Origin of the sequence: Nocardia sp. BSTN01 (assembly GCF_015354405.1) — a bacterium.
Classification (GTDB): Bacteria; Actinomycetota; Actinomycetes; order Mycobacteriales; family Mycobacteriaceae; genus Nocardia.
Window position 1 is genome coordinate 33,058 of record NZ_JADKYP010000023.1, and the last position, 24,723, is coordinate 57,780.

General features: G+C 67.5%; 26 protein-coding genes. 9 read left to right on the forward strand and 17 right to left on the reverse strand.

Annotated features, from left to right (window positions below):
• Positions 1-52: 52 nt before the first annotated feature.
• Both IRT45_RS19600 and IRT45_RS19605 read right to left on the reverse strand, forming a co-directional pair.
• Entirely contained in the window at positions 53-1,441 is a 1,389-nt protein-coding gene (locus tag IRT45_RS19600) for a glutamyl-tRNA reductase (RefSeq protein WP_194807299.1), read from the reverse strand.
• The gene (locus IRT45_RS19605; protein WP_194807300.1) at positions 1,438-2,313 is read right to left on the reverse strand and encodes a redox-sensing transcriptional repressor Rex; all 876 of its coding nucleotides are present in this window, start codon (positions 2,311-2,313) and stop codon (positions 1,438-1,440) included. Before IRT45_RS19605 ends, IRT45_RS19600 begins: the two co-directional genes overlap by 4 nt.
• A gap of 353 nt (positions 2,314-2,666) precedes the next feature.
• Here IRT45_RS19605 and IRT45_RS19610 point away from each other — a divergent pair, with 353 nt between their 5' ends.
• Entirely contained in the window at positions 2,667-2,927 is a 261-nt protein-coding gene (locus IRT45_RS19610; protein ID WP_194807301.1) for a glutaredoxin family protein, read from the forward strand.
• Between the two features lie 81 nt (positions 2,928-3,008).
• On the forward strand, positions 3,009-4,046 hold the full coding sequence (locus tag IRT45_RS19615) for an HAD family hydrolase (protein ID WP_375540126.1): 1,038 nt from the start codon (positions 3,009-3,011) through the stop codon (positions 4,044-4,046).
• Positions 4,047-4,111: 65 nt separating this feature from the next.
• On the opposite strand, the gene IRT45_RS19620 is transcribed toward IRT45_RS19615, so the two are convergent.
• The 9 genes from IRT45_RS19620 to IRT45_RS19660 all read right to left on the reverse strand — a co-directional run bounded on the left by IRT45_RS19620 (position 4,112) and on the right by IRT45_RS19660 (position 12,613).
• Positions 4,112-5,122, reverse strand: a complete 1,011-nt coding sequence (locus IRT45_RS19620) for a lysophospholipid acyltransferase family protein (protein ID WP_063012611.1) — start codon at positions 5,120-5,122, stop codon at positions 4,112-4,114.
• Entirely contained in the window at positions 5,119-6,201 is a 1,083-nt protein-coding gene (locus IRT45_RS19625; protein WP_194807350.1) for an NAD-dependent epimerase/dehydratase family protein, read from the reverse strand. Before IRT45_RS19625 ends, IRT45_RS19620 begins: the two co-directional genes overlap by 4 nt.
• Before the next feature lie 192 nt (positions 6,202-6,393).
• Entirely contained in the window at positions 6,394-6,495 is a 102-nt protein-coding gene (locus IRT45_RS19630) for a 30S ribosomal protein bS22 (RefSeq protein WP_003402602.1), read from the reverse strand.
• Positions 6,496-6,725: 230 nt separating this feature from the next.
• Positions 6,726-6,953: a helix-turn-helix domain-containing protein gene (locus IRT45_RS19635; protein ID WP_030516190.1), complete on the reverse strand. Its 228-nt coding sequence runs from the start codon at positions 6,951-6,953 to the stop codon at positions 6,726-6,728.
• Between the two features lie 167 nt (positions 6,954-7,120).
• Positions 7,121-7,939, reverse strand: coding sequence for a pyrroline-5-carboxylate reductase (proC, locus tag IRT45_RS19640; protein WP_194807303.1), 819 nt, complete (start codon positions 7,937-7,939; stop codon positions 7,121-7,123).
• Between the two features lie 72 nt (positions 7,940-8,011).
• Positions 8,012-8,842: a thioesterase family protein gene (locus tag IRT45_RS19645; protein WP_375540127.1), complete on the reverse strand. Its 831-nt coding sequence runs from the start codon at positions 8,840-8,842 to the stop codon at positions 8,012-8,014.
• 178 nt (positions 8,843-9,020) lie between these two features.
• Complete coding sequence (locus IRT45_RS19650) at positions 9,021-9,884, reverse strand: sugar phosphate isomerase/epimerase (RefSeq protein ID WP_194807352.1); 864 nt, start codon at positions 9,882-9,884, stop codon at positions 9,021-9,023.
• A gap of 50 nt (positions 9,885-9,934) precedes the next feature.
• Positions 9,935-11,581, reverse strand: a complete 1,647-nt coding sequence (locus IRT45_RS37040; RefSeq protein ID WP_228534628.1) for a hypothetical protein — start codon at positions 11,579-11,581, stop codon at positions 9,935-9,937.
• Between the two features lie 36 nt (positions 11,582-11,617).
• Positions 11,618-12,613, reverse strand: a complete 996-nt coding sequence (locus tag IRT45_RS19660; RefSeq protein ID WP_194807304.1) for a Ppx/GppA phosphatase family protein — start codon at positions 12,611-12,613, stop codon at positions 11,618-11,620.
• Between the two features lie 167 nt (positions 12,614-12,780).
• Between IRT45_RS19660 and IRT45_RS19665 the strand changes: the two genes are divergently transcribed.
• The 3 genes from IRT45_RS19665 to IRT45_RS19675 all read left to right on the forward strand — a co-directional run bounded on the left by IRT45_RS19665 (position 12,781) and on the right by IRT45_RS19675 (position 14,673).
• On the forward strand, positions 12,781-13,620 hold the full coding sequence (locus tag IRT45_RS19665) for a hypothetical protein (RefSeq protein ID WP_063014327.1): 840 nt from the start codon (positions 12,781-12,783) through the stop codon (positions 13,618-13,620).
• 126 nt (positions 13,621-13,746) lie between these two features.
• Positions 13,747-14,280, forward strand: coding sequence for an NADPH-dependent FMN reductase (locus IRT45_RS19670; RefSeq protein WP_228534629.1), 534 nt, complete (start codon positions 13,747-13,749; stop codon positions 14,278-14,280).
• Between the two features lie 78 nt (positions 14,281-14,358).
• Entirely contained in the window at positions 14,359-14,673 is a 315-nt protein-coding gene (locus IRT45_RS19675) for a hypothetical protein (protein WP_143860062.1), read from the forward strand.
• Between the two features lie 76 nt (positions 14,674-14,749).
• Here the strand turns inward: IRT45_RS19675 and IRT45_RS19680 are convergent, their stop codons facing one another.
• The 6 genes from IRT45_RS19680 to IRT45_RS19705 all read right to left on the reverse strand — a co-directional run bounded on the left by IRT45_RS19680 (position 14,750) and on the right by IRT45_RS19705 (position 21,622).
• A complete protein-coding gene (locus tag IRT45_RS19680; protein WP_030516181.1) occupies positions 14,750-15,439 on the reverse strand; it encodes a response regulator transcription factor in 690 nt (229 codons plus the stop codon).
• Positions 15,436-16,686 (reverse strand): cell wall metabolism sensor histidine kinase WalK, encoded by a 1,251-nt coding sequence (locus IRT45_RS19685; RefSeq protein WP_194807306.1) that lies wholly within the window; start codon positions 16,684-16,686, stop codon positions 15,436-15,438. The genes IRT45_RS19680 and IRT45_RS19685 overlap by 4 nt, the downstream gene beginning before the upstream one ends.
• Positions 16,687-17,068: 382 nt before the next feature.
• Positions 17,069-19,120: a CocE/NonD family hydrolase gene (locus IRT45_RS19690; RefSeq protein WP_194807307.1), complete on the reverse strand. Its 2,052-nt coding sequence runs from the start codon at positions 19,118-19,120 to the stop codon at positions 17,069-17,071.
• 422 nt (positions 19,121-19,542) lie between these two features.
• On the reverse strand, positions 19,543-20,280 hold the full coding sequence (locus IRT45_RS19695; RefSeq protein ID WP_194807308.1) for a phosphoglyceromutase: 738 nt from the start codon (positions 20,278-20,280) through the stop codon (positions 19,543-19,545).
• A 78-nt stretch (positions 20,281-20,358) separates the two neighbouring features.
• Positions 20,359-21,153, reverse strand: coding sequence for a hypothetical protein (locus IRT45_RS19700; RefSeq protein WP_194807309.1), 795 nt, complete (start codon positions 21,151-21,153; stop codon positions 20,359-20,361).
• A gap of 85 nt (positions 21,154-21,238) precedes the next feature.
• A complete protein-coding gene (locus tag IRT45_RS19705) occupies positions 21,239-21,622 on the reverse strand; it encodes a hypothetical protein (protein WP_194807310.1) in 384 nt (127 codons plus the stop codon).
• Positions 21,623-21,771: 149 nt separating this feature from the next.
• On the opposite strand from IRT45_RS19705, the gene IRT45_RS19710 reads away from it, so the two are divergent.
• The 4 genes from IRT45_RS19710 to IRT45_RS19725 all read left to right on the forward strand — a co-directional run bounded on the left by IRT45_RS19710 (position 21,772) and on the right by IRT45_RS19725 (position 24,709).
• The gene (locus IRT45_RS19710) at positions 21,772-22,308 is read left to right on the forward strand and encodes an SLATT domain-containing protein (RefSeq protein ID WP_194807311.1); all 537 of its coding nucleotides are present in this window, start codon (positions 21,772-21,774) and stop codon (positions 22,306-22,308) included.
• 114 nt (positions 22,309-22,422) lie between these two features.
• Complete coding sequence (locus IRT45_RS19715; RefSeq protein ID WP_167669965.1) at positions 22,423-22,584, forward strand: hypothetical protein; 162 nt, start codon at positions 22,423-22,425, stop codon at positions 22,582-22,584.
• Between the two features lie 5 nt (positions 22,585-22,589).
• A complete protein-coding gene (locus tag IRT45_RS19720) occupies positions 22,590-23,696 on the forward strand; it encodes a YeiH family protein (protein ID WP_194807312.1) in 1,107 nt (368 codons plus the stop codon).
• A gap of 92 nt (positions 23,697-23,788) precedes the next feature.
• Positions 23,789-24,709, forward strand: coding sequence for an alpha/beta fold hydrolase (locus IRT45_RS19725; protein ID WP_228534630.1), 921 nt, complete (start codon positions 23,789-23,791; stop codon positions 24,707-24,709).
• Positions 24,710-24,723 lie beyond the last annotated feature (14 nt).

Genomic DNA, 24,723 nt, shown 5'->3' on the forward strand with positions numbered 1-24,723 from the left:
TGCGTGTCGACCCCGGTGGCCGCGCCCCCGAATGCGGTGGCCGTATCAGCGCTCACTGCGGATGCCCCTGTTCGTCTCCGAGATGGCTCGTGGTGAAGTCGTCGGCCAGTTCGCCGCCGAGGGTGGCGACTTCCATCGGCGCCGCAACAGCTTGTGCCGCACCGGGTTTCAGTTCGAACAATTCGCGCAGCGCCTCGGCGTAGCTGCCGCCGCCGGGCGCCGAAGCCAGCTGCTTGACCCGCACCGTGGGCGCGTGCAGCAGTTTGTCGACCACGCGGCGCACCGTGCGGGCGACCTCTTCGCGCTGCGGATCACCGAGATCGGGCAGTTTGGATTCCAGCCGCATCAGTTCCGCCTCGACCACCTCGGCCGCGCGCTGGCGCAGGGCCGCGACGGTCGGGGTCACCTCGGCCATCCGCTGGCCGGACAGATATTTGGCGAGCTCCTCGGCGACCAGGGCGCGCGCGGCACTGGTGTCGTCGGCCGCCGCACCCGCCGCGGGGTCGCGCTGCAGCGTCTCCATGTCGATGACGGTGACATCGGGCAGGCCGGCCACCGCGGGATCCACATCGCGCGGCAGTCCCAGATCGCAGATCACCATCTGATGTCCGGCGCGGGACACGTTGAGTGCGCGGTGGGCGTCGGCCAGGCTCACCACCGAACCGACCGCGCCGGTGCTGGTGATCACGATGTCGGCATCGGCCATGGCGTTCACCAGGTTCGACAGCTCCATCGCGGTCGCCGGTGCGCCGTGCATGGTGGTCGCGGTGTGGGCGAGCCGCTGGGCACGCTCGAGGGTGCGGTTGACCACGATGATCCTGCCGATTCCGGCGCGCGCCAGATGGGCCACCGACAGCCCGCCCATCGCGCCCGCGCCGACCACGACCGCGGTGCGCCCGGCGAGATCACCAAGCACGTTCGCGGCGCGCTCCAGGGCGACCGACACCACCGAGGCGCCCGCGCGGTCGATCCCGGTCTCCGAATGCACCCGCTTGCCGACGCGCAGGGCGTGCTGGGCCAATTCGTGCAGGGTGCGCCCGGCGGCCTGCTGGGCATCGGCGGCGGCGTAGGCCGAGCGGATCTGGCTGAGCACCTGCTGCTCGCCGACAACCATCGAATCCAGGCCGCTGGCCACCGCGAACAGATGTTCGGCCGCCGCCTCGCTGTAGCGCACGTAGGCGTGTTTGGTCAGTTCGGGAAGCGGCAGATCGGAATGCCTGGCCAGCAGATCGCCGACCTCGGCGAGCCCGCCGTGGAAGGCGTCGACCACGGCGTAGATCTCGACGCGGTTGCAGGTGGAGACGATCATCGCCTCGGAGATGTGCTGGGAGGCCAGCATGCGATCCGTCAGCTTGGGCCGGTCCTCCTCGGTGACCGCGACCTTCTCCAGCACCGCCACGGGAGCGCTGCGATGCGAAATTCCGACGAGAAGCACACTCATGGTGCGACCACCGATCCCTTGCTGGTTGGCTCCGTTGCCGAATGCGAGGTTGTCTTGCGGGGTGCGGGCTGGTGGGCCGCGCGTCCGGCCATCCGCCGCCCGATCGGAGTGGACACCGCGTGCACGGTCTCCCCCGCGGCGACGCGCTCGGCCGCGGCCGGTTCGGCGGCCTCGAGTTCCGCACTGCGAGCGCGCTCGAACGACAGCATCTGCAGTTCGACGGCGAGATCGACGCGGCGGACCTCCACGGTGGCCGGAACCGCGAGGCTCACCGGCGAGAAGCTGAGGATGCACTGCACCCCGGCGGCGACGAGTTCGTCGCAGACGCCCTGGGCCGCGGAATCGGGAACGGTGACGACCGCGATCGTGGGGGCGAGTTCGGCGACCGCGGCCCGCAGCCGGGCGGTGTCGAGCACCCGCAGCCCGGCGACCGAGGCGCCGATCACCGCGGGATCGTTGTCGAAGATGCCGACCATGGTGAATCCGCGCCGCGAGAATCCGCCGTAACCGGCCAGGGCCCGGCCCAGATTTCCGGCGCCGACCAGGATCACGCGATGGCCGTCGGCCAGGCCGAGAACGTCTTCGATGCGGTTGCGCAACTTGGCCACGTCGTAGCCGACGCCGCGAACCCCGTTGGGGCCGAGGAAGGATAGATCCTTGCGAAGCTTGGCCGAACCGACACCCGCCGCGACAGCCAGTTCTTCACTGGATACGATGAGCACACCCTCGTCGGCCAGGACGGCGAGCACTCGGAGGTAGGTGGCCAAACGGGTCACCGTCGCCTGCGGGATGTCCTTGTTGATGGATTTGCCGGAAACGCTGTTCAGAGCTCTGCCGGAGACGCCACCTGGCGTCTCATGCTGCTCTGTCACGTCGTTCGGCTCCTCGTCCGGCCGGGGGGTAGTGTCCGGGTTTTCGCTTGGTCCGCCGCCGATACCGGGCACAGGCATCGGTATCGGATCGGTATTGATACACGGGGGTGCGGTTGCGTCCGCCGCCAGAAGCAGGCGGGTCGCGTGTCACCACCGTAACCGCTTGTGAAGCCCTGCACAAAGTCGGTGAATTCAGTCACTCTCCACTCGTCGGCCTCACGAATGCCTGCTCACATTCAACCGCCGTGGCACGGGCTTCGGTGCAGGCACGCCGGACCGGCGATTTCGTCGCGCGAATCCGGCGATTCGCGGCTAATCGCGGGTCTGTCGGCACCGTGGCATTTAATGGCGATATGAGTACTGCCACGCATTCGGTGACTTTGCTGACCCGCCAGGGCTGCGGTATGTGCACGGTCGCACTGACGCAACTGCGCGCCATCTGCGCGGACTTCGGGTTGGAACCGGCGACCGTCGACGTGGACGCGGCGGCGGCCACCGACCCGTCGCTGCGAGCCGAGTTCGGCGACCGGCTGCCGGTGGTGCTGCTCGACGGCCGTGAGCACAGCTACTTCGACGTCGACGAACCGCGATTGCGGGCCGATCTGAGTCACTGAGCACACATCGCCGAGCAGCCGTCGAGACAACGCTGTGCTCGGCTAATGTTGGAGTGTTCGCGCGAACAGGCGGAGGTACTGGTGCCGGAACGATCGAAAGATGCGAGGACGGGCTTCATCGCGGGCAGGTTCGGCGAATTCCCGGCGCGCTGGGGGCAGGGTCTGTCGGACCAGCTCACGCGGATCGCGCGCAGCCCGTTCGGGCCCAGCGAGGAAGAGGTGCGCGCCAACCTGGCCGGTGAGGCCAGCGCCGACGCGGCCCTCGCACTGCACGACGCGGAATTGGCGGAAACCTTTGGCGCCGAATCCGATTCGGAATTACCGCCACATGCGCGCCCGCCCCGCGACCTGACCGCGGCGGCATTTTTCGACGTGGACAACACGATGGTGCAGGGCGCCTCGATCGTGCACTTCGCGCGCGGCCTGGCGGCGCGGAAATATTTCAAGACTTCCGACCTCGTCGATATGGCCTGGAAGCAGGTGAAATTCCGGGTCACCGGCAAGGAAAGCCAGGGCGATATGGCCAGCGGTAAGGAAAAAGCGCTGTCATTCATCGCCGGCCGCTCGACCGCCGAACTCGCCGCACTCGGCGAGGAAATCTACGACGAAATCATCGCCGACAAGATCTGGCCCGGCACCCGCGCGCTGGCGCAAATGCATCTGGACGCCGGGCAGCAGGTGTGGCTGGTCACCGCGACGCCGGTGGAACTCGCACAGGTCATCGCGAAACGCCTCGGGCTGACCGGCGCACTGGGCACGGTCGCCGAAAGTGTGGACGGCGTCTTCACCGGACGGCTGGTCGGCGATATCCTGCACGGCCTCGGTAAAGCACATGCGGTGCGCACTTTGGCCATTCGCGAGGGTCTCAATCTCAAACGTTGCACGGCCTATTCCGACAGCCACAACGACGTGCCGATGCTCTCGCTGGCCGGTACCGCGGTGGCGATCAACCCGGATTCGGACCTGCGCGAGGTCGCCAAGAACCGCGGCTGGGAGATTCGCGATTTCCGCACCGGCCGCAAGGCCGCCAAGATCGGCGTGCCCACCGCATTGGCGCTGGGTGCGGCCGGTGGCGCCGCGGCCGCCGTGCTCACCCGCAGGCGCGAACAACACGGCTGAGCCTCCCGGCCGAACAACACGGCTGAGCCTCCCCGCCGGGGCGAGGAGGCTCGGTTCGTTCTCGGTCAGCCGGTGAAGGGGTTGCGCCGTTTGGTGAGCAGCTTGTACAGCGTCTGCTGGATGGTTTCGCGAACCTGATCGGTGACCTCGAACATCGTCATCGGATCGTCGGCCGCCTCGGCCGCGTAATCCTCGGTCGCGATGGGCTTGCCGAATTCGATGGTCCACTTCGACGGCAAGGGGATCGCACCCAGCGGTCCCAGATGCGGAAATGTCGGGGTCACCGGGAAATACGGCAATCCGAGCAGCCGCGCCAACGGCTTGATATCGGCGAGTTTCGGATAGATCTCCTCGGACCCGACGATCGAGCACGGAATGATCGGCACACCGGTTTTCACCGCCGCCGAAACGAATCCGCCGCGGCCGAAGCGCTGCAACTTGTAGCGCTCCGCATACGGCTTGCCGATGCCCTTGAAGCCCTCGGGGAACACACCCGCGACCTCGCCCGACCGCAGCAGCCGCTCGGCGTCGGCCGGGCAGGCCAGGGTGTGGCCGGCCTTGCGGGCCAGCCCGCCCACCACCGGCATCTCGAACACCAGATCGGCGGCCAGCAATCGCAGCGACCGATGGGCGGGATGCCGATCGTGTACGGCCAGCTGCAGCATCAGCGCGTCCAGTGCCACCACGCCGGCGTGATTGGAGACGACCAGCGCACCACCGGAGGACGGAATGTTCTCGATGCCGTTCACGTCCACCCGGAACCACAGATCCGACAGCGGTCGCAGCGTCGGCAGGATGACCGATTGGAGCAGATGTTCGTCACGACCGAACTCGTCGACCTGGTAGTCCCCGGTGAGACGGCGGCGGGCGAAATCGGCGGTATTGCGAATACCGTCGGCCACCGCACCCCGCACCAGATCACCCAGCGAGCGCGGCGGCGCCGATTCGGCCAGCCGTTCGGTCAACGAGGTCACCGGCTGCAGGGCCGACTCCCCGGGCCAGCGCCGCGATGCCGGGCGCTGCCGGGCCTCGAAATCCGTCTCGTGCAGGTGAATGACTTTGGCCACGTCGTTCATCGATGTGCTCCCGTCCCGGCCCCGACGAGGCCGAGGAGTCTGTTTTCTGCAGCGTCGATCCAGCGCGGATCGATGACGGGCCGCAACGCTGCGCCCCCGATGAAGTCGTCGAACGCCTGCACCGTCGTCCAACGCGGTGCGAAGCCGAGTTCGGTACGCATTCTCGTGGTGTCCAATCCACAGCCGAAGTGGAAGTAATCGATCTGCTCGGTGGTGAACTCACGCATCACCGGGCCCATGAACGACCGGCCGACCGTCTGGAAAACACTCATCGGCACCGGTAGTTCGACGCGACCCGCGCGGCGGATGGCTTGCGACAATGCCAGCGCTCCGTCACCGGCGACATTGAAGGTGCCGCCGGTTGCGGAATGCGCGGCATGCGCCAGCGCCGCGATCGCGTCCTCTTCGTGCAACAGCTGCATACGGGGGTCGCGGCCGAAGATCGTCGGCGTGATCGGGGAACGGAAATACTGCACGCCCCGGCCCGCCAGACGCGGCCCCACTATCGGTGCGAATCGCAGGATCGCCGCGGCGATATCCGGGCGCCGGCGCGCCATTCCGCGGACGAATCCCTCGACCTCGATCATGTCGCGCGCGAACCAGCCCTTCGGTGGCGTGCGCGCACTCATCTCCTCGGTGAATTTCGCCGGATCCTTCGGACCGCAGCCGTAGACCGCCGAGGAGGAGCGGATCACGACACGGCGCACACTCGGCGCCTTCTGACAGACCGCCATCAGCTGCATGGCGCCGAAGACGTTGTAGTCCTTCATCGCCGCCCGGCCGCCACCGGCGGGCGGGCGGGAGAGTACGGCCGGATGCACGACGGTGTCGACCTTGTTTCCATCGATCACCTTGCGGATCAACGGATTTCGAATGTCGGCGCGGACGAACTCGGCGCGCCCCATCCGGCGTAGCAGATCGCGGCTGGGCATGCGGGCATCGACGGCGATGACGCGTTCGATCGCGGGATCGGCCGCCAGCCGAGTGACGACGTTGCCGCCGAAGAAGCGGCTCGCGCCGGTGACGAGAACGACTGTTGGCGGCTGGTCGTCGCGGCCAGCCGTACGCCCGTCCCGCATATCCGAACCCACGCCGAATCCCACCTGTGCACCCCTGCTTTGGCTAGTTCCGTTAACCAGAGTAGCGGCTGTTACGGAGGTGGCCGACAGTATTTACCAGGATCTAACGATGACTTCAGTCACCGGAAACAAATGCTGAAGCCCGCCACCTGAACGGTGGCGGGCTTTCAGCAAAATTCCAGCGTGTAAGACTTACTTGCCGAGTTTGCGACGCTGCACGCGCGTACGGCGAAGCAGCTTGCGGTGCTTCTTCTTCGACATCCGCTTACGGCGCTTCTTGATCACAGAACCCATAGGGTTGTTCCTCGCGTTCTCTCTCTACCCTCGGCACGCACGCCGGTTACGTACGTCCATCTTCCGGTTCGCTCGGCGGCCGCCTGGCAACCAGTGTTCAGCTCCCGACCTGACCCAGATCGGCAGCGGGTAACACAACGGTGGTTCATCGTACCGGGCCAACCCACGGCGAACGAAACGGGCACCGATGTGCCCGGTCGCCGACACCGCCGTTCGGCGTTCACACCTGTCTACCCGGCGTCGAAGTACGACGTCTGCAGGTAGTCGTGTACCGCCTTGGCGTGTACCCGGAACGATCGACCGACTCTGACAGCGGGTAGTTCTCCCGAGTGAACCAGCCGATACACCGTCATCTTGGAAACCCGCATCAGATTCGCCACCTCGGCAACGGTGAGGAACTGTGTTCCTCCACCGCCGATGACAGGACCGGAACTCGCAGAGCTGTTTCCAGACATCATTGCGCCACTGACCTCCGGCACGTCCGCGCCGCCGGCTTCCCCACCGGCGGAACAGACACGCACGTGCTCCCTCGAGCTTAGCGTGACCAGTGGGATTGCTGCGACGGGTGGGAGAAATAGCAGTGTCACCAGCGGATGTCACGTCACACCCGGCGGCCACCGCGCGGTTACTCGCCGGTCGCCCCCTGTTCGACCGAGCGGCGCTTGGCCGCGTGCAGCGCCTCCCAGAACGCCGAGCGCACGCCGCCGCGCTCGAGCTCGCGCACGGCCGCCGCGGTCGTCCCCGCGGGCGAGGTCACCGCGGCACGCAACTCCACGGCATCCTGACCGGATTCCTCCAGCAGCGCCGCCGAGCCGAGCATGGTCTGCACCACCAGTTCGGTGGCCACGTCCCGGGTCAGGCCGAGGCCGACACCGGCCTCCACCATGGCCTCGACCACCAGGAAGAAGTACGCGGGCCCGGAGCCGGACACCGCGGTCACCGCGTCCATCTGCCCCTCGGCGACGGTGACGACCTTGCCGACCGCGCCCAGCAGTTCCGAAACCGTATCCAGCTCGGCGGATTTGGCGTAGCGTCCGGCCGCGATCGCGCTCATGCCCTGACCGACCAGCATCGGGGTGTTGGGCATGACCCGCACCACCGGGAATCCGGCGGGCAACTTCGACTCCACCCGGGCGGTGGTCACGCCGGCGGCCAGCGACACCAGGATCTGATCGCGATCGTTGTCGAGTTCGAGTTTGCCGAGTTCGGTCAGCACGGCGTCGACATCGTGCGGCTTCACCGCGACCACCAGTACATCCGCACCCGCCGCGGCCTCGGCCAGGCTGTCGGTGACCCGGATGCCGAACCGCTCGCTCAACACCTTCGCGCGGGCCGTCACCGTCTCGACCACGACCAGATCCTTACCCGGTCGTCCGGCCTCGAGCAGCCCGGCGATCAACGCCTCGCCGATCCGTCCGCCACCGATCACCGCAATTCTCGTCATGAGGCCCAAGGCTATCCGTGCGCGGCGAGCGACGCGGGGCAGGGGCGATCAGGGGGCCGGCGAGACAGCGAATCAGCGAGACAGGGGAATCAACGCGAGCTGGCGGGTCTGCGCCACCACCGCGCCGGTGCTGTCGAGCACCAGTTGATCCTCGTCGAACATGCGCTCACCGATCTCGTGGGCGGTCGCGATCACCCGCAGCCAGCCCGATGCGGGACGACGCCGCAGGTAGGTGGTGAGCTGCACGGTCGGGGCCCAGCCGAGCCGGCCCATATTCATCGGCACCGGCGGACTCATATCACCCGCCATCATGGCGAAATAGGCGGCGACGTCCGGATCGCTGCCGTCGCCGGCGCGCGGACGGATCCACAGGCGCAGCCGCGGCTCGCCCTGCTCGCCGGACAGGAACCGCGCCCAGGACGGATCGATCGCCACCGACGCGCCCCGTGCGACGTTGACCAACCGGCCCATCGGAGAATCCGGCGCGTCGTAGCTCAGGGCGTCGGCGGGCGGCTCCGGCGGCATATCCGCCACGGTCTCGCGCCGATAGGCCGGTTCCGCGTCGTCGAGGTGACCGAAGGTGAACGCCGAATGCACCAGAGTGCGGCCACCCTGGACCAGATCGGCGTCGACCAGGCAGATCTGGCGGCCGGTCTTGCGGATACGGACCTCGTACCCGACCTCGCCCGGATCCGGGGCGCCGAGGAAATCGGTGCTCGCCGCGATCGGGAACATCTCGGCCAGATCGCGGTGCGTGGTGCGCAACCGGGTCGTGGCGGCGGCCGCCGACGAGGCGATCATGGTCCCGCCGTGCAGTTTCTCGCCGATCGTCCACACCGGGTCGATGACGCCGCGATAGCGCGCGAGCTCCGCGGAAGCCTCCACTTCGGTCACCGCGCACACCCGGCTGAACGGTGCGTCGTCCACCTCCGGTCGTACCGTCTCGACCGCCAGTTCCGTCACCCGCCGCTCCTCTCCGTGGGCCCAGCCGGTTCCGACCCGGCTCGTACACCGTATAAGTCTGCCGGAAGGTCGCTGGATTCCCTACCGGGGGTGACCAAGCTGCACGGGCGCAGGCCGATCACCGCTGCCGGGTCGGTTCCCGCCCCGGCGCCGGCTGCAGATTGTTCAGATGGGTGCGGGCGAACCGCAGCGACAGCCCCAGCATCGCCGCGCGGTCGGCGGTCGTCCGCGCGTTCTGGGTGTTCACCTCGATCACGGCATGACCGCGAAAACCGTTGCGCACCAACGCTTCACACACTTCCACACAGGGCTGGCCGCCCTCGCCGGGGATCAGGTGTTCGTCGTGCGCGGCGCCGCGGCCGTCGGCCAGGTGCAAGTGCGCCAGACCGCCGCCCATGCGGTCGGCCAATGCCCGCGCGTCCATTCCGGCGGTCGCGGTGTGCGACAGATCCAGGGTGTAGTGCCGGAAGCCGGTGTCGGTCGGATCGTAGGACGGACTGAACGCGGTCACGGAAAGACCCGGTCCACCACGGCGTTCCAGCCTGCGCGCCGAGCCGGAGCGGCGCCCGAACAGCGTATCGGCGCGCATGGGGAACATGTTCTCCACCGCGACCACCACCGGACTGCTGTCCTCGAGTTCGCCCACCTGCTGCGCGAAGCCCTCCGCATAGCGCCGCTGCCAGCGGAAGGGCGGATGCACCACCACGGTCGCCGCCCCCAGCGCCTCCGCGGCCCGCACACTGCGTTCGAGCTTGGCCACCGGATCGGCGCCCCACACCCGCTGCGAGATGAGCAGGCAGGGCGCGTGCACCGCCAGCACGGGCACCGAGTACCGGCGCACATACGACTGGACGGTGGCGATGTTCTGGCTGGCCGGTTCGGCCCAGACCATCAGTTCCACGCCGTCGTAACCCAATTCGGCGGCGTACCGGAACGCCGCCTCGGTGTTCTCCGGATAGACCGACGCCGTCGACAATCCCACCTGAACGGTGGTCCCCACCTGACCGCTGTACCCCACTTGCTGCTCCCTGCTCAGTTCGTGCTGAGAAGAAAGGCTAGCGGTCCGAGCGTCACGAAGATGCCCACAACGACCGCGATCACCGTGCTGAGGATGTCGTCGGTGCGGCGCAGCACCCGAACCAGCGCGACCAGACCAAGGATCACGACCATCGCCAGCACCAGGGCCACGAACGGCATGATGTCCCACATCTGCTCGAAGCCCTTGAACAGCAACATTCCCGCGACCGCCGCGCCGACGGCCTGGCCACCGAGGATCATCCACTGCCGGCGGTTGAGATCCTCAACCGAGCCCCGGCGGGGAGCCGGCCGGCTCAACTGCGGCAGTTTGTCGCGCAGCGAGAATCCGCGCGGCGCGGCCCGGCGCCGGCGCGGGGTGGCCTCGATCTCCTCGTCGTCGAGCAGGTCGTCGTCGTAGTCGTCCTCGGGTTCGTCGAGTTCGACCGGTGCGTAGAACTCGGTGCGCGCCTCCGCCGGATCGAGTAGATCGATGACCCCGCGGCGCGGCCCGCGATCCCGGCGCGCCGCGGCTTCGCGCCGCTCCTCACGGGCTCCGGCATCACGCAGCAGATCTCCGGCAACGGTCTGCCCGGACAGCAGCGGCTGCTCACGCGCGGCCAGCGACCATCCCGGCGACCGATCCTCGGCCGGCTCGTCCTCGTGGCCGCCCGGTCCGGGTTCGTCGAAATCACGCGGAGCCGAAACGGGAGCACCCGGCCGCCGGCGGGCCGACCACGCGGGGAGACCCTGGCCCGCGTCGGCACCGTTGCGACCGCCCGCGGGACCGCCGGGCGCATCGGCCCCGTCGCGTCCCGGTGTCGCACCGTTGCGGCGCGGCAGATCCGCCCGGCCCGGTGTGGGGAACTCGGGGGCACCGAACTCGCGGCCTGCCGGAGCACCGAATTCGCGGTGCGGCGAAGGAGTTTCGGGCGGACGCGGCGGCGCCCAGGCAGTAGTCGGGGGCGTGGCGTCGGTTCCCATTCCGCCCCGGAACGGCGGCACCATCACGGTGTTGCGCTCGTCGGGCTCCGGCCGATGCCGGCGCCCGGTCCGGCCCGAATCCACCGGCGCCTCCGGCGCCGCGAACGACCCCGCCGCCTCCCGCTCGGCCAGCGCCTCCCGCAGTTCGCGGCGAGCGCGGCGGCCGGTGGGCGCCGGCGCGGAATCCACGCCGTACGGGGCGGACGCGCCCTCCGGCGCGGCGTGCCGGGTGGAATCGGGCTGGGCACCGTATCCGGGAGCGTCGAATCCGGGGGCCGCACCGAACTCGGGCGACGAGCCGTATCCGCCCGGCGAATCGAACGAGGCGGGCGGTAAGCCGGTCGCCTCGTATCCCGCCGGCTCCCAGGAGTTCGGCGCGCTCGGCGCCTCCGGTGCGGCGGCCAGGGGATCGTAGAAGCTGATCGGACCGGACAGCGGTGATTCGGCTTCGTACCCGGGTACCGAGAGCTGGAAGTCGGGCATCGGCTCCGGATCCGGCCCGGCCTCCGGGGCGGCGTGCGAGGAGGAACCCTCCCGGACCGCCGGCAGGTCGCCGGTCAGGTCGGTGACCGCGATGCCGCGTCCGCCTCTGCGGCGCCGTCCGCCGCCCGACGCCGGAACTCCCTGGCCGTTGCGCGCCAGCAGTTCGGCGACCGACAGCTGGGTCGAATCCTCACTCATGCCGGCTCCTTTCCGATAGACCGCTGCCCGAATCGATCATCCCGATACGGCCTCGGTCGGGCCCGGCACTCCGATGGGCCGAGTACTACCCGCACCCGGGTCGGTACCCGGGTCGGTATCCAGTTTGCGCAGGATCAGTCCTTCGCGCAGCGCCCACGGACAGATTTCGAGCGTATCGAGGGACAATGCCCGCATACTCGCCTCCGCCACGAGTGCGCCGGCCACCAATTGCTGAGACCGGTCGGAACTGACACCTTCCAATTCTGCGCGATCGGCGGCGGTCATCCGAGAAATGAATGCGATCAACTGCCGCAGACCGGAACTGGTGAGACTACGCCGCACGCGCGGTCCCGCGGCCGAAGGGGCGGCTCCCGTCAGCCGAGCCAGCGATCGGAAGGTTTTCGAGGTGCCCACCGCCAGATCCGGGCGCCCGACCTCCAGCAGTTGTTTGGCCGGGATCACCAACTCGGCGTCGAGCCAGTCCCGCAGCACCGCCACCCGCCGCTTACCCGGCGGATCGCCGTTCAGCCAGTCTCTGGTCAGCCGGCCCGCGCCCAACTGCAACGACAGCGCCGCATCGGGCGCCTCGTCGCAGCCGTTGCTCATCTCGAGCGATCCGCCGCCGATGTCGAGATTCAGGATGCGCCCGGCACTCCACCCGTACCAGCGCCGCACCGCCAGGAACGTCAGCCGGGCCTCGTCGACACCCGACAGCACCCGCAGATCGACACCCGCACGCGCGCGGATCTGCGCCAGCACGGCATCGGAGTTGGCCGCCTCCCGCAGCGCCGAGGTCGCGAAGGGCATCAGCTCCACGCAGCCGGAAGTCTTTGCGATACTGGCGAATTCGGTGATCGTCTTGGTGAGCTTGGCCGCACCCTCGGGCGTGATGCAGCCCGCGTCGTCCATATTCTCCGACAGCCGCAGGGTGGCCTTCGTCGAGCTCATCGGCATCGGGTGCCCACCCCGATGCGCGTCCACCACGAGCAGGTGGACGGTATTACTTCCCACATCGAGAACACCGAGCCGCACATGAATACGGTACCGGGGTCGGTGCGAGCACCGGAGGACGAATCCGAACTCCCCCGCCCCACCAGCCCGGGAGTGGGCCGCGAGCGGGGAAGCTGTTAGCGTCTGGCGATGTGACCGCAGGAGCATCCGCGCCCACCCCCCTCTCGCCGGAGACGGCGCCGACCGGGCTGCGACCAGCTGCGAAGATCGATCCGGCACCGGAGGTCGATCTCGACTTCCCGCGGGAATGGATCGAATTCGTCGATCCGGCAAATGCCGAGCATCTGATCGCGGCCGACCTCACCTGGCTGCTGTCGCGCTGGACCTGTGTCTTCGGCACGCCCGCCTGCCAGGGCATCATCGAGGGCCGCCCGGACGACGGCTGCTGTTCGCACGGCGCCTTCCTCAGCGACGACGACGATCGCAAGAAGCTGGCCAAGGCCGTGAAGATGCTCACGCCGCAGGACTGGCAGCTGATGGACGAGGCGCGCGACCGCGACGGCAAGGTCCGCAAGAAGCTGTATCTGGAAGAGGACGAACTCGACGACGAGCCGGCCATTCGCACTCGCCGCTACGAGGGCGCCTGCATCTTCCTCAACCGTCCGGGGTTCGCCGGCGGAATCGGATGCGCCCTGCACACCATGGCCCTGCGCAAGGGCATCGAGCCGCTGACGGTGAAGCCCGAGGTGTGCTGGCAGCTGCCGATCCGGCGCACCCAGGACTGGGTCGACCGGCCCGACGGCGAACAGATCCTGCGCACCACCATCACCGAATACGACCGGCGCGGCTGGGGCCCGGGCGGCCTGGATCTGCACTGGTACTGCTCGGGTTCGCCCGACGCGCATGTCGGCAGCCGCCCGGTCTGGCAGTCCTACGCGCCCGAACTGATCGAATTGATCGGGCAGCCGGCCTACGACGAACTCGCCCGGCACTGCCGCCGGCGCGAAGGGCTGGGACTGATCGCGGTGCATCCGGCCACGACCGCCGCCCGCGAGAAAGCCGAAACCGACCCGGCCGGGAATATCTGATCCGCCAACCCATTTCGTACGGATATGGGTATCGCGCCGGGTACGCCGGCATCAGAGTCCTCCGCCGCCGATGTCGCAAGATCCGATTCCGCGGCCGCATCACACCCCGGGGCGCCTCGAATCCTGTTGATTTCCGGAAGTACCCGGCCGGGATCCACCAACACCGCCGCGTTGCGCACCTTCGCCGATATCGCCGCACCGCACTGCACCGCGGAATTGTTCACCGGATTGGTCGATATTCCGGCCTTCGTTCCCGGCGATCAACCCGCCCCACCGGCGGTACACGCGTTGCGTGAGCGACTCGCGGCCGCCGATGCCGTGGTGTTCTGCGCACCCGAATACGCCGGCTTCATTCCCGGCAGTCTGAAGAATCTACTGGAGTGGACCGTCGGGGCCGCGGATCTGCACGAGAAACCGGTGGCCTGGATTTCGGTGGCCGCCCCGGGTCGCGGTGACGGTGCGATCACATCGCTGCGCACGGTGCTCGGATATGTCGGCGCGGTGGAAATCGAATCCGCGTGCCGGCGAATGCCGGTGCTGGGCAGCATGGTCGGCGCCGACGGAACGATCGCGGACGCGACGGTGCGACAGGCTCTGGCCGAATCCGTCGCCGCGATCGGCGCCTATCTTTCGGCCGCGGCGGCGTCACGGGAATTGTGAAGTACCTCTGTACGGTCATCGCCTCGCCATGCGCGCTTCACGTACCCGTGATAGGCATAACCCATGATGAGGAAATTCTTGGCTACTGCAGCACTCGCCGCCGGTGCGGCCCTGACGCTGGCTCCCGCCGCGCACGCCGACCCCGCCACCGATCCGGCGCACTACTCGCTGCAGAACGACAACTTCGTCGTCTACAACGACCCGGCGGTGCTGTCCGCGAAGGAGAACGGCAAGCAGGTCATCGTGAGCCCCTACGGCACCTCCCGCCCGATCGCGTGCCACGACGACACCGCGCCGCTGGACGACTGCTGGCAGCGTGACGACTTCGGCTGGTTCCAGCTGCAGAAGCAGGAGCTGCCGCAGATCGGCACCGCGTGGGTGCACGTCGTCTAGCCCACACGGGAAAGCCGTGAGGCCCGACGGGTCTCGCGGCTTTCCCGTTTCCGCGGCTTTCTCGATCGCGGGAGAATCAGGCCTCGAGCTTGTACCCGAGCCCGCGCACGGTCACCAGATGTTCGGGCTTGGCCGGATCGGCCTCGATCTTCGATCGCAGCCGCTTGACGTGGACGTCCAGGGTCTTGGTGTCGCCGACGTAATCGGCGCCCCAGACGCGGTCGATCAGCTGGCCGCGGGTCAGCACCCGGCCGGAATTGCGCAGCAGGTATTCGAGCAGATCGAATTCCTTCAGCGGCAACGTCACCGATTTGCCGTTGACCTGCACGGTGTGGCGATCCACATCCATGCGCACCGGGCCGGCCTCGAGCACGCCGCTCTCGCCGGACCCGTCCATCTCCTCGCCGGCGCCGCGGCGCAGCACGGCCCGGATGCGGGCGATCAGTTCCCGTGAGGAGTACGGCTTGGTGACGTAGTCGTCGGCGCCCAGTTCCAGGCCGACCACCTTGTCGATCTCGCTGTCGCGCGCGGTCACCATGATCACCGGCACACTGCTGCGGGTGCGCAGCTGCTTGCAGACATCGGTGCCGCTCATCCCGGGCAGCATCAGATCCAGCAGCACGATATCGGCGCCGGAGCGGTCGAATTCCGACAGCGCGGATGGCCCGTCGCCCACGACCGTGACCTCGAAGCCCTCCTTGCGCAGCAGGAACGCGAGCGGATCGGCCAGCGACTCCTCGTCCTCGACGATCAACACACTGGTCATCGGGTTGCCTCCACACCGTTTTGTCCGGTCCGCCGGCGCGGACCGTCGTCGTTCTTGCCCACCCCGATTGCGGTGGGGCTCTTCCTCTCCGCCGGGGCGGCGGAATTCTGGTTGCCGGATTCGACCGCGGGAATACGCAGCGTGAACGTGGAACCGGTACCCAATTTGCTCCACAACGTGATTTCCCCATTGTGATTGGCGGCCACGTGCTTGACGATAGCCAGCCCGAGTCCGGTTCCGCCGGTGGCGCGCGAACGCGCCTTGTCCGCGCGGAAGAAGCGTTCGAAGACCCGTTCCTGGTCTTCCTTGGCGATGCCGATACCGCGGTCGGTGACGGCGATATTGACGTGGCCGTTGCGCAGGGACCGGCTCACCGACACGTGCGAACCCTTCGGCGAATAGTTGATCGCGTTCTCGACCAGATTCGACAGCGCCGTCACCAGCAGGGTTTCGTCGCCGAGTATCTCGAGCCCGCTGTTGGCATCGGTGCTGACGGTGATTCCGGCGGCCTCGGCGGCGGTGCGGGACCGTTCGATCGCGGCATTGACCACGGTGTCGACGTCGACCGCCTCGAGCTGCGGCAGCTTCTCGGCCCCCTGCAGCCGCGACAGCGCGATCAGCTCGGTGACCATCTTGCCCATCCGGTTCGATTCGGTGACCAGTCGCTGTCCGAAATGCCGCACCGAATCCGGGTCGTCGGCCGACTCCAGCATGGCCTCGGCGAGCAGACTCATCGCACCGACCGGGGTCTTGAGCTCATGGCTGACATTGGCGACGAAATCGCGGCGGGTGGCCTCCATACGGGCCTGTTCGGAGTCGTCGTCGGCGAACAGTACGACGAAGTTGGAATCGCCGCGCGAGAGCGGCCGGGCCACACCGCGCACGGCGATGCTGTTGCGGCCGGGCAGCGGATTCTTCAGCGTCTGGTCGAACTCGACGTCCTCGCCGGTCGCGATCACCTTCTCCACCGCCGCCCAGGCGCGTTCGTCCAGCAACCGGTTGCGGACCAGGCCCAGTTCCTCGGCGCGCGGGTTCACCAGCACCACGTCGCGATATTCGTCGACCACGGCGATGCCGCTCTCCGAGGCCAGCACGATCAGATCCAGCACCTGCGACATGGTCAGGCCGGATTCGGCCGCGCGGCGCTCGGCTTGCCGGGCGTTCATGTACGGGATGACCAGGCCACCGACGGCCAGACCGACTACGGCCGCGAGGACTGCAAGCAGCACGGCCTGGGGAACGCTCACATAGAGAATCGTACGGTCGCGGACACGTACTCCAAACCCGGGTTGACGAAGTTTCGCGCAGGTCACGGCTGATTCCGCGATCGTTGGCCGGGTGTTCACACAAAGTTGGCCGAGCCCCGGATCCGCCTCGACCGGCGGTTTTCGGCCGCGTGGCAATGGTCGCGCGGACAGTTTGCCTTGCGGCACCGCACATCTCGAGGCCGCGCGAATCGCGCGTGAACACCTCCGGCGTGTCGGTCGGCCCGGCGTCACCCGGCCGACGGCATGCGCCGGTTGTGACGTGCACCTCAGTGCCGCGCGGTACGTTCCGGCGGAAAACGAAAAGTCCCGGGTACGTACGCCGTTGTACGTTCCCGGGACCGTCGGGGAGCCCCCTACCGGATTACCAGCCGGAGTCTCCCTTGACCGGGATGTTCACGAAACTCGGGGCATTCGGATCCAGTTGCAGATGCTCGGGTTTCAGGCCGGTGTCGGCGAGCATCGGCGCGATCGGCAGGCCCTTGGGGAAGTTGCCGGCGAAGACGTCCACCCGCAGCCGATGGCCCGGCGCGAGCACGGCCCGGGTGGCGGGCAGGGCGATGTTCAGCTCGGTGACCTCACCGGGAACCGTGGGCAGGCGCTTGTCCAGCGAGGTGTAGGCCCGCGGATCGGTGTAGTCGCCGTTCTCGGAACGGGTGCTGTTCGCCTCGTCGACCTCACGCAGCGAGGCCATCAACTGCCCCGAGGACAGCACCGTCGACTGCCCGTCGGGCGCGACGTCGTTCACCGTCACCGTCCAGTAGCCGTCGGCGGCGTCCTGAACCGTGTTGAGCCGCACCGCGATCGGGCCCGAGATCGTGGTCTCGCCCACGACCGGCGCACTGGTGAAGGTGAGCGCGTTGGTTTCCGCGATCCGCGAGTCCGCGGCGCAGCCGTTGATGATCGCGAGCACGCCGGCGGTGGCCTGCGCGGCGTCGTTGGAGCACACTGTGGTCAGACCGGGCGCCACCGTCAGACGCGTCGGCGCACCGGTGAATTCACCGGTCAGCGAGCCGTCGTAGACGCTGTTCGCGGTGCCGCTGCGGTCACCGGACAGGTACATGCGGCGATACTTCGCCGCCTCCTCGGCCGGCGCCGACGGCCCGAAACCGCCCTGGGTGACCCAGCCGCCGCCCTGTTCGCGCAGCGTCACCGGACCGTAGGTGTCGATGCCGTTGTCGATTCCCTTGAGCCACTTGTCGAACCACGCGCGCTGCAGGACGTCCAGCCGCGGCGGCAGACCCGGTTTGCCGTACTCGTTGCCCGAGCTGAGGTGGTAGGTGTTGCCCATGAACAGCTGCTTCTGCCCGGGTGGCAACGGGATCTGGTTGTAGATCTTGGATTCGGAGTAGGTGAACAGATCGTGCCAGCCGCCGGTGACGAAGGTCGGCACCTGGATTCGGCCCGGGTCACCGATCCACGCCTGCCGTTGCGCGGACATGTCGGTCAACATGTCCTTCACCCGCGGATCGAGGGTGTTCATATCGGTGTTGGTGTAGGCGTTCAGCAGGACATCCATATAGGTGTACGGATCGCTGATCCGGTCGTTCAGCCACGTGGTGTCGAATTTGCCGGTCACGATCGACTGCACGTCCGGAACCCACTTGAGGGTGTTGATCGCGGTGAGCCACAACGGAATGAAGTTGAAGCCGAAGCCGCCGCCCGGGGCGAGCACATCGTCGACCAGATCGCTGCCGGGCACCACCGGGAAGATCGCCTTCAGCGCGGGTGGCTGCTTCTCCGCGACCTGGACCTGATTGATGCCCGAATAGGAAATGCCGGTCATCCCGACCTTGCCGTCCGACCACGGCTGCCGCGAGGCCCAGTCGATCACCTCGACGGTGTCCTGCTGCTCGCGCTGCCGCAACATATCCCATTCGCCCTGCGAGAAGCCGGTGCCGCGGACATCGACGACGACCTGGGTGTAACCGCTCTTGATCAGCTGCCGGTCGACGGAGAAGTTGCGGAGCTCGCCCCCGCCGAAGGCCTTGGTCAGATCGGTGACCCCGGACAGGGGGGTGCCACTCATATCGATCTGGCGGAACAGTCCCAGCAGCGCGTCGGACAGACCCGGAATCGAGCCCGCGTGGTCGGCAAGATTCGATACCAGCTTGGTGTACGGCGTCATGTTCACGACGACCGGGGTACGGGTGTCGACCGGACGGCTGGCGGCATCGGCGGGGCGGTACACATTGCCCTTCAGCACCGTGCCGTCGCTCATGGTGATCGGCACATCCCAGTCGATGTGGATGTTCGGATACTGCTGCGGGCCGTCCTCGGTGGCGGTCCACGCGGCGCCGGCGGCGCCACCGTCCGGGCCGGTCGCGACGGGTCCGGCCTGGGCCCCGGTGGCGAAGAACGGGACGGTCACCGCGGCGGCGACGGCGGCGACTGTGGCGCGTAACGCGTACTTCATCGAACGTGATCCGCCTCTCGAAATGGTCGAACGACCGAGAGTGTATCTACTGCGGAGTAAGTTGCAAACCAGCGGTTACAACTTCCGGAAGGAAAATCTCTCAACTTCTCAGCCCCTCATCCACGTCGATGACCAGCGGAAAGCCCGGCGGTTCAGCTACCGGAAGTTATCCACACCACTCCCTACCGGCCCGGACGCCACTACCGGTCGCGCACATCGGGCACCAACCGCCGCAGGGGCAATTCGATAGCTACGAATCGGCAGGAGAGATGCAGCTCACAAAACGCTGAGTATTGCATATTCGCACGCGCCACCGAGGGAACTTCGGCATTCGGAAACCATTCGCACGCAGCGGGTTCGAGATATACGACAACGCGCCGCGGTCGATGACCGCGGCGCGTCGGAAAATGCGGGAGCCCGGTTTATTTACCGCCCTGGCTCGCGACCGCGGCCGCGCCCGCGGCTGCCGCCTCGGGGTCCAGATACTCGGCCGGACCGATCGGACGCAGATTTTCGTCCAGTTCGTAGCGCAGCGGAATACCCGTGGGAATGTTGAGGCCTGCGATATCCTCGTCGGAAATTCCGTCCAGATGCTTCACCAGCGCGCGCAGTGAATTTCCGTGCGCGGCAACCAGAACGGTTTTTCCGGCCACCAGTTCGCGGGAAATCGTGGACTCCCAATACGGGACCATGCGGGCGACGACATCCTTCAGGCATTCGGTCGCCGGCACGTCGGTGCCGGCGTAGCGCGCGTCGCCGTTCTGGCTGTATTCGCTGTCGGCCTCGATCGGCGGGGGCGGGGTGTCGTAGCTGCGACGCCACATCATGAACTGGTCGTCGCCGTACTGATCACGGATCTGGGCCTTGTTCTTCCCCTGCAGCGCGCCGTAGTGCCGCTCGTTGAGCCGCCAGTCCCGCACCACCGGAATCCAGTGCCGATCCGCGGCGTCCAACGCGATATTCGCGGTGCTGATCGCCCGGCGCAGCAGCGAGGTGTAGACGATATCGGGCAGAATGCCATGCTCGGCCAGCAGTTCACCGGCCCGCTTGCCCTCGGCGACACCCTTGTCGGTCAGGTGCACATCCACCCAGCCGGTGAACAGATTGAGAGCATTCCATTCGCTTTCGCCGTGGCGCAGCAACACGAGGGTGTACGTCATGCAGGTCATGCTAGCGGTGCCGTGTCGGCGAATTTCAGCTGCGCCGGATCGCACGCTTCCGACCGCCGCAGACGCGACCTACCAGCTCACGGTGAGATCGTAGGCGGTCAGTATCGCCTGCAGAGCGGGGTTGATCGGCGGGGGCAACACCTCGGCGCCCGGATCCGCCGATGTGACGAGTCCGTTCGAGGTATGCGCGAGACCGGTCCGGCGCAGCCAGATGGCCCAGCAGTCCCATTCGCTCCCGTGCCGCGAACCGTAGGCGATGCCGTGTGCGAGGCTGTCGTCGTCGAGAGTGATCTGCCAGATCCGCGTGGAGATCGCCGTGGTGAGCCAGCGCTCGCCGCCGCGCAGTTCGGCGACCGTGACCTCCCGCAGACCGCGCTCCACGAGTGCGAGCGGGGCAAACCGCGCGATCGCCGACAGGCTGGAGGCCGCCTCGATATCGATGAACCATCCGTGCGTCGGCAGCGTCAGGTGGTAGAGCCGGTATTCGCTGAGCCACAACATGTTCAGCTCGCGGGGCGGTCGATATCCCGAGCTCTGCCATTCCTCTTTGATCAGCGATTCGAGCTCGTCGTCGGAGGCGACATCATCGAAATAGCGGGACGCGCGCCGGGGAAGTTTGGGTTTGAGCGGCGCGAGAAGCTCACCGTACGCGCCCTGTTCGGTGCTGGCAGCGTACACGGTCTGCTGGCCTTCGACGTCGTAGCGGTTCCAGTCCGCCCGTGATTCGTCGCTCGAGATCCCGCGCTGGAGCGGATTGAGCGGCCCGTAGGACGGTTTCGCCAGTCGATAGACCTCACGAGAGGCGGCGGGCAGAAGCGCGAATCCGGTCTTGGCGCAGCGCCGAGCATTTCGGGTTTCGCGCACAGACACCGGTCTCCCTCTTCCGATAGCTTCCCAAAGAGAAAAGTTTATCGAAAGAGGGCTTCACCGCGCGCCTCGGTCGACCCGCTCAGTTGTCCGAGCCGTCGACGAATGCCACTGCGGCAGCGATGGTCTCGCGAAATCGGTCCGCACGGATGGCCAAGGCGGGCGACTCCTCACCCAGTCGCGGGTTGGCTCCGATGAACCACGACCGCGCCACATCACTGTCCTCGGCGGTCGCCACGATGATCCAGCAACGATGCGCGACCTGCAGGCGAGCCAAGGCGGCATCCCTGGGCGTCGGACCTTCGGCATGGGACCACTTGTGCGGCAGCTTGCGGTCTCGGACCCCGGCGATCAGCGCCACCAGGGTCGGGCCCAGATGCTGCACGAGCTGCCGCGCGAGCTCCGCCGGACGCAGCTTGGCCGTATCGACATGACTGGTGATGGCGAGAGCGTTCGCAACGGTCATCGGTCTCAACCCTCCAGTGCACGAGCCGGCCGCAACACGGGCGGTCAGATCAGTGTAGCCGAAAATGCCACCCAAATGCAACCACTTCTGCTACCTTACCTACCTCCGTATCTACCCATCACGCACTCCCGCTAGGACCTCCCTGTTCCATGCGACTGTCGAGAAATACGCGCGGAAGTCACTCCTCGGGGCTGCACAGCCCCCCGTCGCCGCCCAGCGATGCCGACGCCCTGACCGTGAGCCTGCACTACCTGATCTATTACCGGAACGAGTACGAACGCTCCCGCCTGGTCGTCAAGACCCGAGCGAAACGAGTGGTCGTCTGGACTGCCGTCGCCAACGGTGTCATCGCCGTGCTCGGCACGGCGGTGGCGGTCTTCCAGGCGCCGTGGATCGGCCTGCTCAGCACGGGACTCGCGGCCTCGATCGGCGTGGTCACCGCATGGGACGGTCTGTATCGCCATCGGGAGATGTGGATTCAGCGCAGCGTCATCATCGGCCAGCTTCAGACATTGCTGCGCGGCGTCGAACTCCGGCGAGCCCAGCACGAGGACCGTGACGTGCTCGCCCGCGAGGCGATGATCGAACTCAACGCGATCCTCGCGGAAGATCTGGAAGCGTGGACCTCCATGCGCCGCACCCAGCCGCTCGCGCGCGAAGTCGCCGACCCGGGCAAGGACCGCTAGCCGCGCCCTCCTCGAATCTTGTTGATTCGATTACTTTCCCGCCGTCCCGACGCCGCCCATGATGACGCCTGATCGCAGGAGTCACGGCGATCGACGGCTATGAGGGAGTCGGCCATGAGTGAACCGGGTGTGGTACCCGACCGGGAAGGTTCGGGGGCATCCGCCCCGGAACCTTCTGTCTTCCGGCGGATCGGCGTCGACTGGTGGGCGGTGATCGTCGCGGGCGCCTTCGTGCTGCTCGCCGTCGCCGACGCCCTGCCGAAGATTCCGTGGTGATCGCCGTGGCTACCGAAACGACCACCGCGACAGCGGAATCGGTGAATCCGCGGGGGGCTCTGGCCTATCTGCCGGGCATAGCGCTGCTGGTGGCGGTCGGCTTGCTCGGCAAGTACACCCAGATCCGGGTGAACGAGTTCGTCCATGATCACCACTGGCGCTTTCCCGATATCGAATATGTCCTGTGGGCCATCGTCTTCGGGTTGATCATCGCCAATACCGTTGGGGTGCACCGTATTTTCAAGCCCGGTATCGGCACCTACGAATTCTGGTTGAAGGCCGGCATCGTGGCGCTGGGATCTCGTTTCGTCCTCGGGGACGTCGCCAAGTTGGGCGGCACCAGCTTCGTGCTGATCCTCATCGATATGACGGTGGCGGGCGCGATCATTCTCACCGTGGCACGGCTGCTCGGCCTGTCCGGCAAGCTGGGATCGCTGCTGGCCGTGGGCACCTCGATCTGCGGCGTCTCGGCGATCGTGGCCGCGCGCGGAGCCATCCGGGCCCGCAACGCGGACGTCGGCTATGCCATCGCGGCGATTCTGACGCTGGGCGCGGTATCGCTGTTCACACTTCCCGCGATCGGCCACGGCCTGGGGCTGACCGATCACGAATTCGGCCTCTGGTCGGGTCTGGCCGTGGACAACACCGCCGAAACCACCGCGACCGGCTACGCCTACTCCGACGCCGCCGGCAAACTGGCGGTGCTGGTGAAATCGACCCGCAACGCGCTCATCGGATTCGTGGTCCTGGGCTTCGGCCTGTACTGGGCCTCCCGCGGTGAGGCCGACACCATCGCGCCCGGTCTGCGCGCGAAGGCGGCCTTCGTGTGGGCGAAGTTCCCGAAGTTCGTCCTCGGCTTCCTGGCGGTCTCCGCGCTGGCGACAGCCCACTGGATCGACAAGGCGCAACTGGCCAACCTGGCCAACCTGTCGAAATGGGCCTTCCTGCTCACCTTCGCGGGCGTCGGTCTCAACACCGATTTCCGGGAACTGGGGCGCAGCGGATGGCGGCCCTTGGCGGTGGCGGTGGTCGGCCTGGTCGTGGTCGCGACGGTCTCGCTCGGGCTGGTGCTGTTCACCGTCCGGGTGTTGCACTGGGGCGTGGTCGACTGACGGACAGCCGGTAGCGGCCGACATTTCTACAAGACGCGCACCCGCGTCCTCCCGGACAGTCATGGCATCCGCCATCGTCCTCAGGAGGAGATATGGGAACTGCCGCTGCCGGCCGAGGCACACGCGCGATGCTGCTGCTGGTCACCGCGCTCACCGCACTGCTCGTCGGAAACATCGCAGGGGTCGCGACGGCCGCACCGGACGATTCCGTGGACCGGATGGTGCGGCTACCGGACGGCGATATCCACGTCGTCACCAGCGGGGCGCCGAGCGCACAGGCGGTGGTGCTGATCCACGGGACCGGCGGCTCGGTCTCGTGGTGGGATCCGGTCCTGCCCGCGCTGGCGGACTTCTACGTGGTGCGCGTCGACCTGCTCGGCCACGGCCGGTCGGCCAAACCGGACAGCGGTTACGGTATGGCCGAGCAGGGACATCGCGTCGGAGCGGTCCTCGACCGGCTCGGCGTGCGCCGCGCGATCGTCGTCGGGCACTCCACCGGCGGGTACGTGGCGACCGAGCTGGCCGCCCAGCGCCGTGACCTGATCACCGCGATCGGACTGATCAGCACCGGGTCGCGCCTGGACGCCTTCACCGACAACGGCCCGCTCGGCAACCTGCTGTTCGTCCCGCAGATCGGGCAACCGCTGTGGCCCCTGCTCCCGGATGCCGCCATTCGATACGCCATGAGCAGCGCGTTCACTCGCGACGTCGCGATTCCACAGCAGCTCGTGGACGACTTCCACGGCATGACCTACCGCAGTGTCACCGCGACCTCCGACGCGTCGGACGTCTATCTGCGGGAACGCCGGGAACCCGAGCGCCTCGCCGACCTCGGGCTGCCGAGCCTGGTGCTCTACGGCTCCCGGGACCACCGCTGGCCGGCGGCATCGTTCCAGGACTACCGGAGCCTGCCGGGGGTGCGGATCGAATCGCTCGACTGCGGGCACAGCCCGATGATCGAGGAGCCCGGCCGCACCGGAGAACTCCTGCGCGACTTCGCCGAGCAGCACTGACGCCACACGATCGG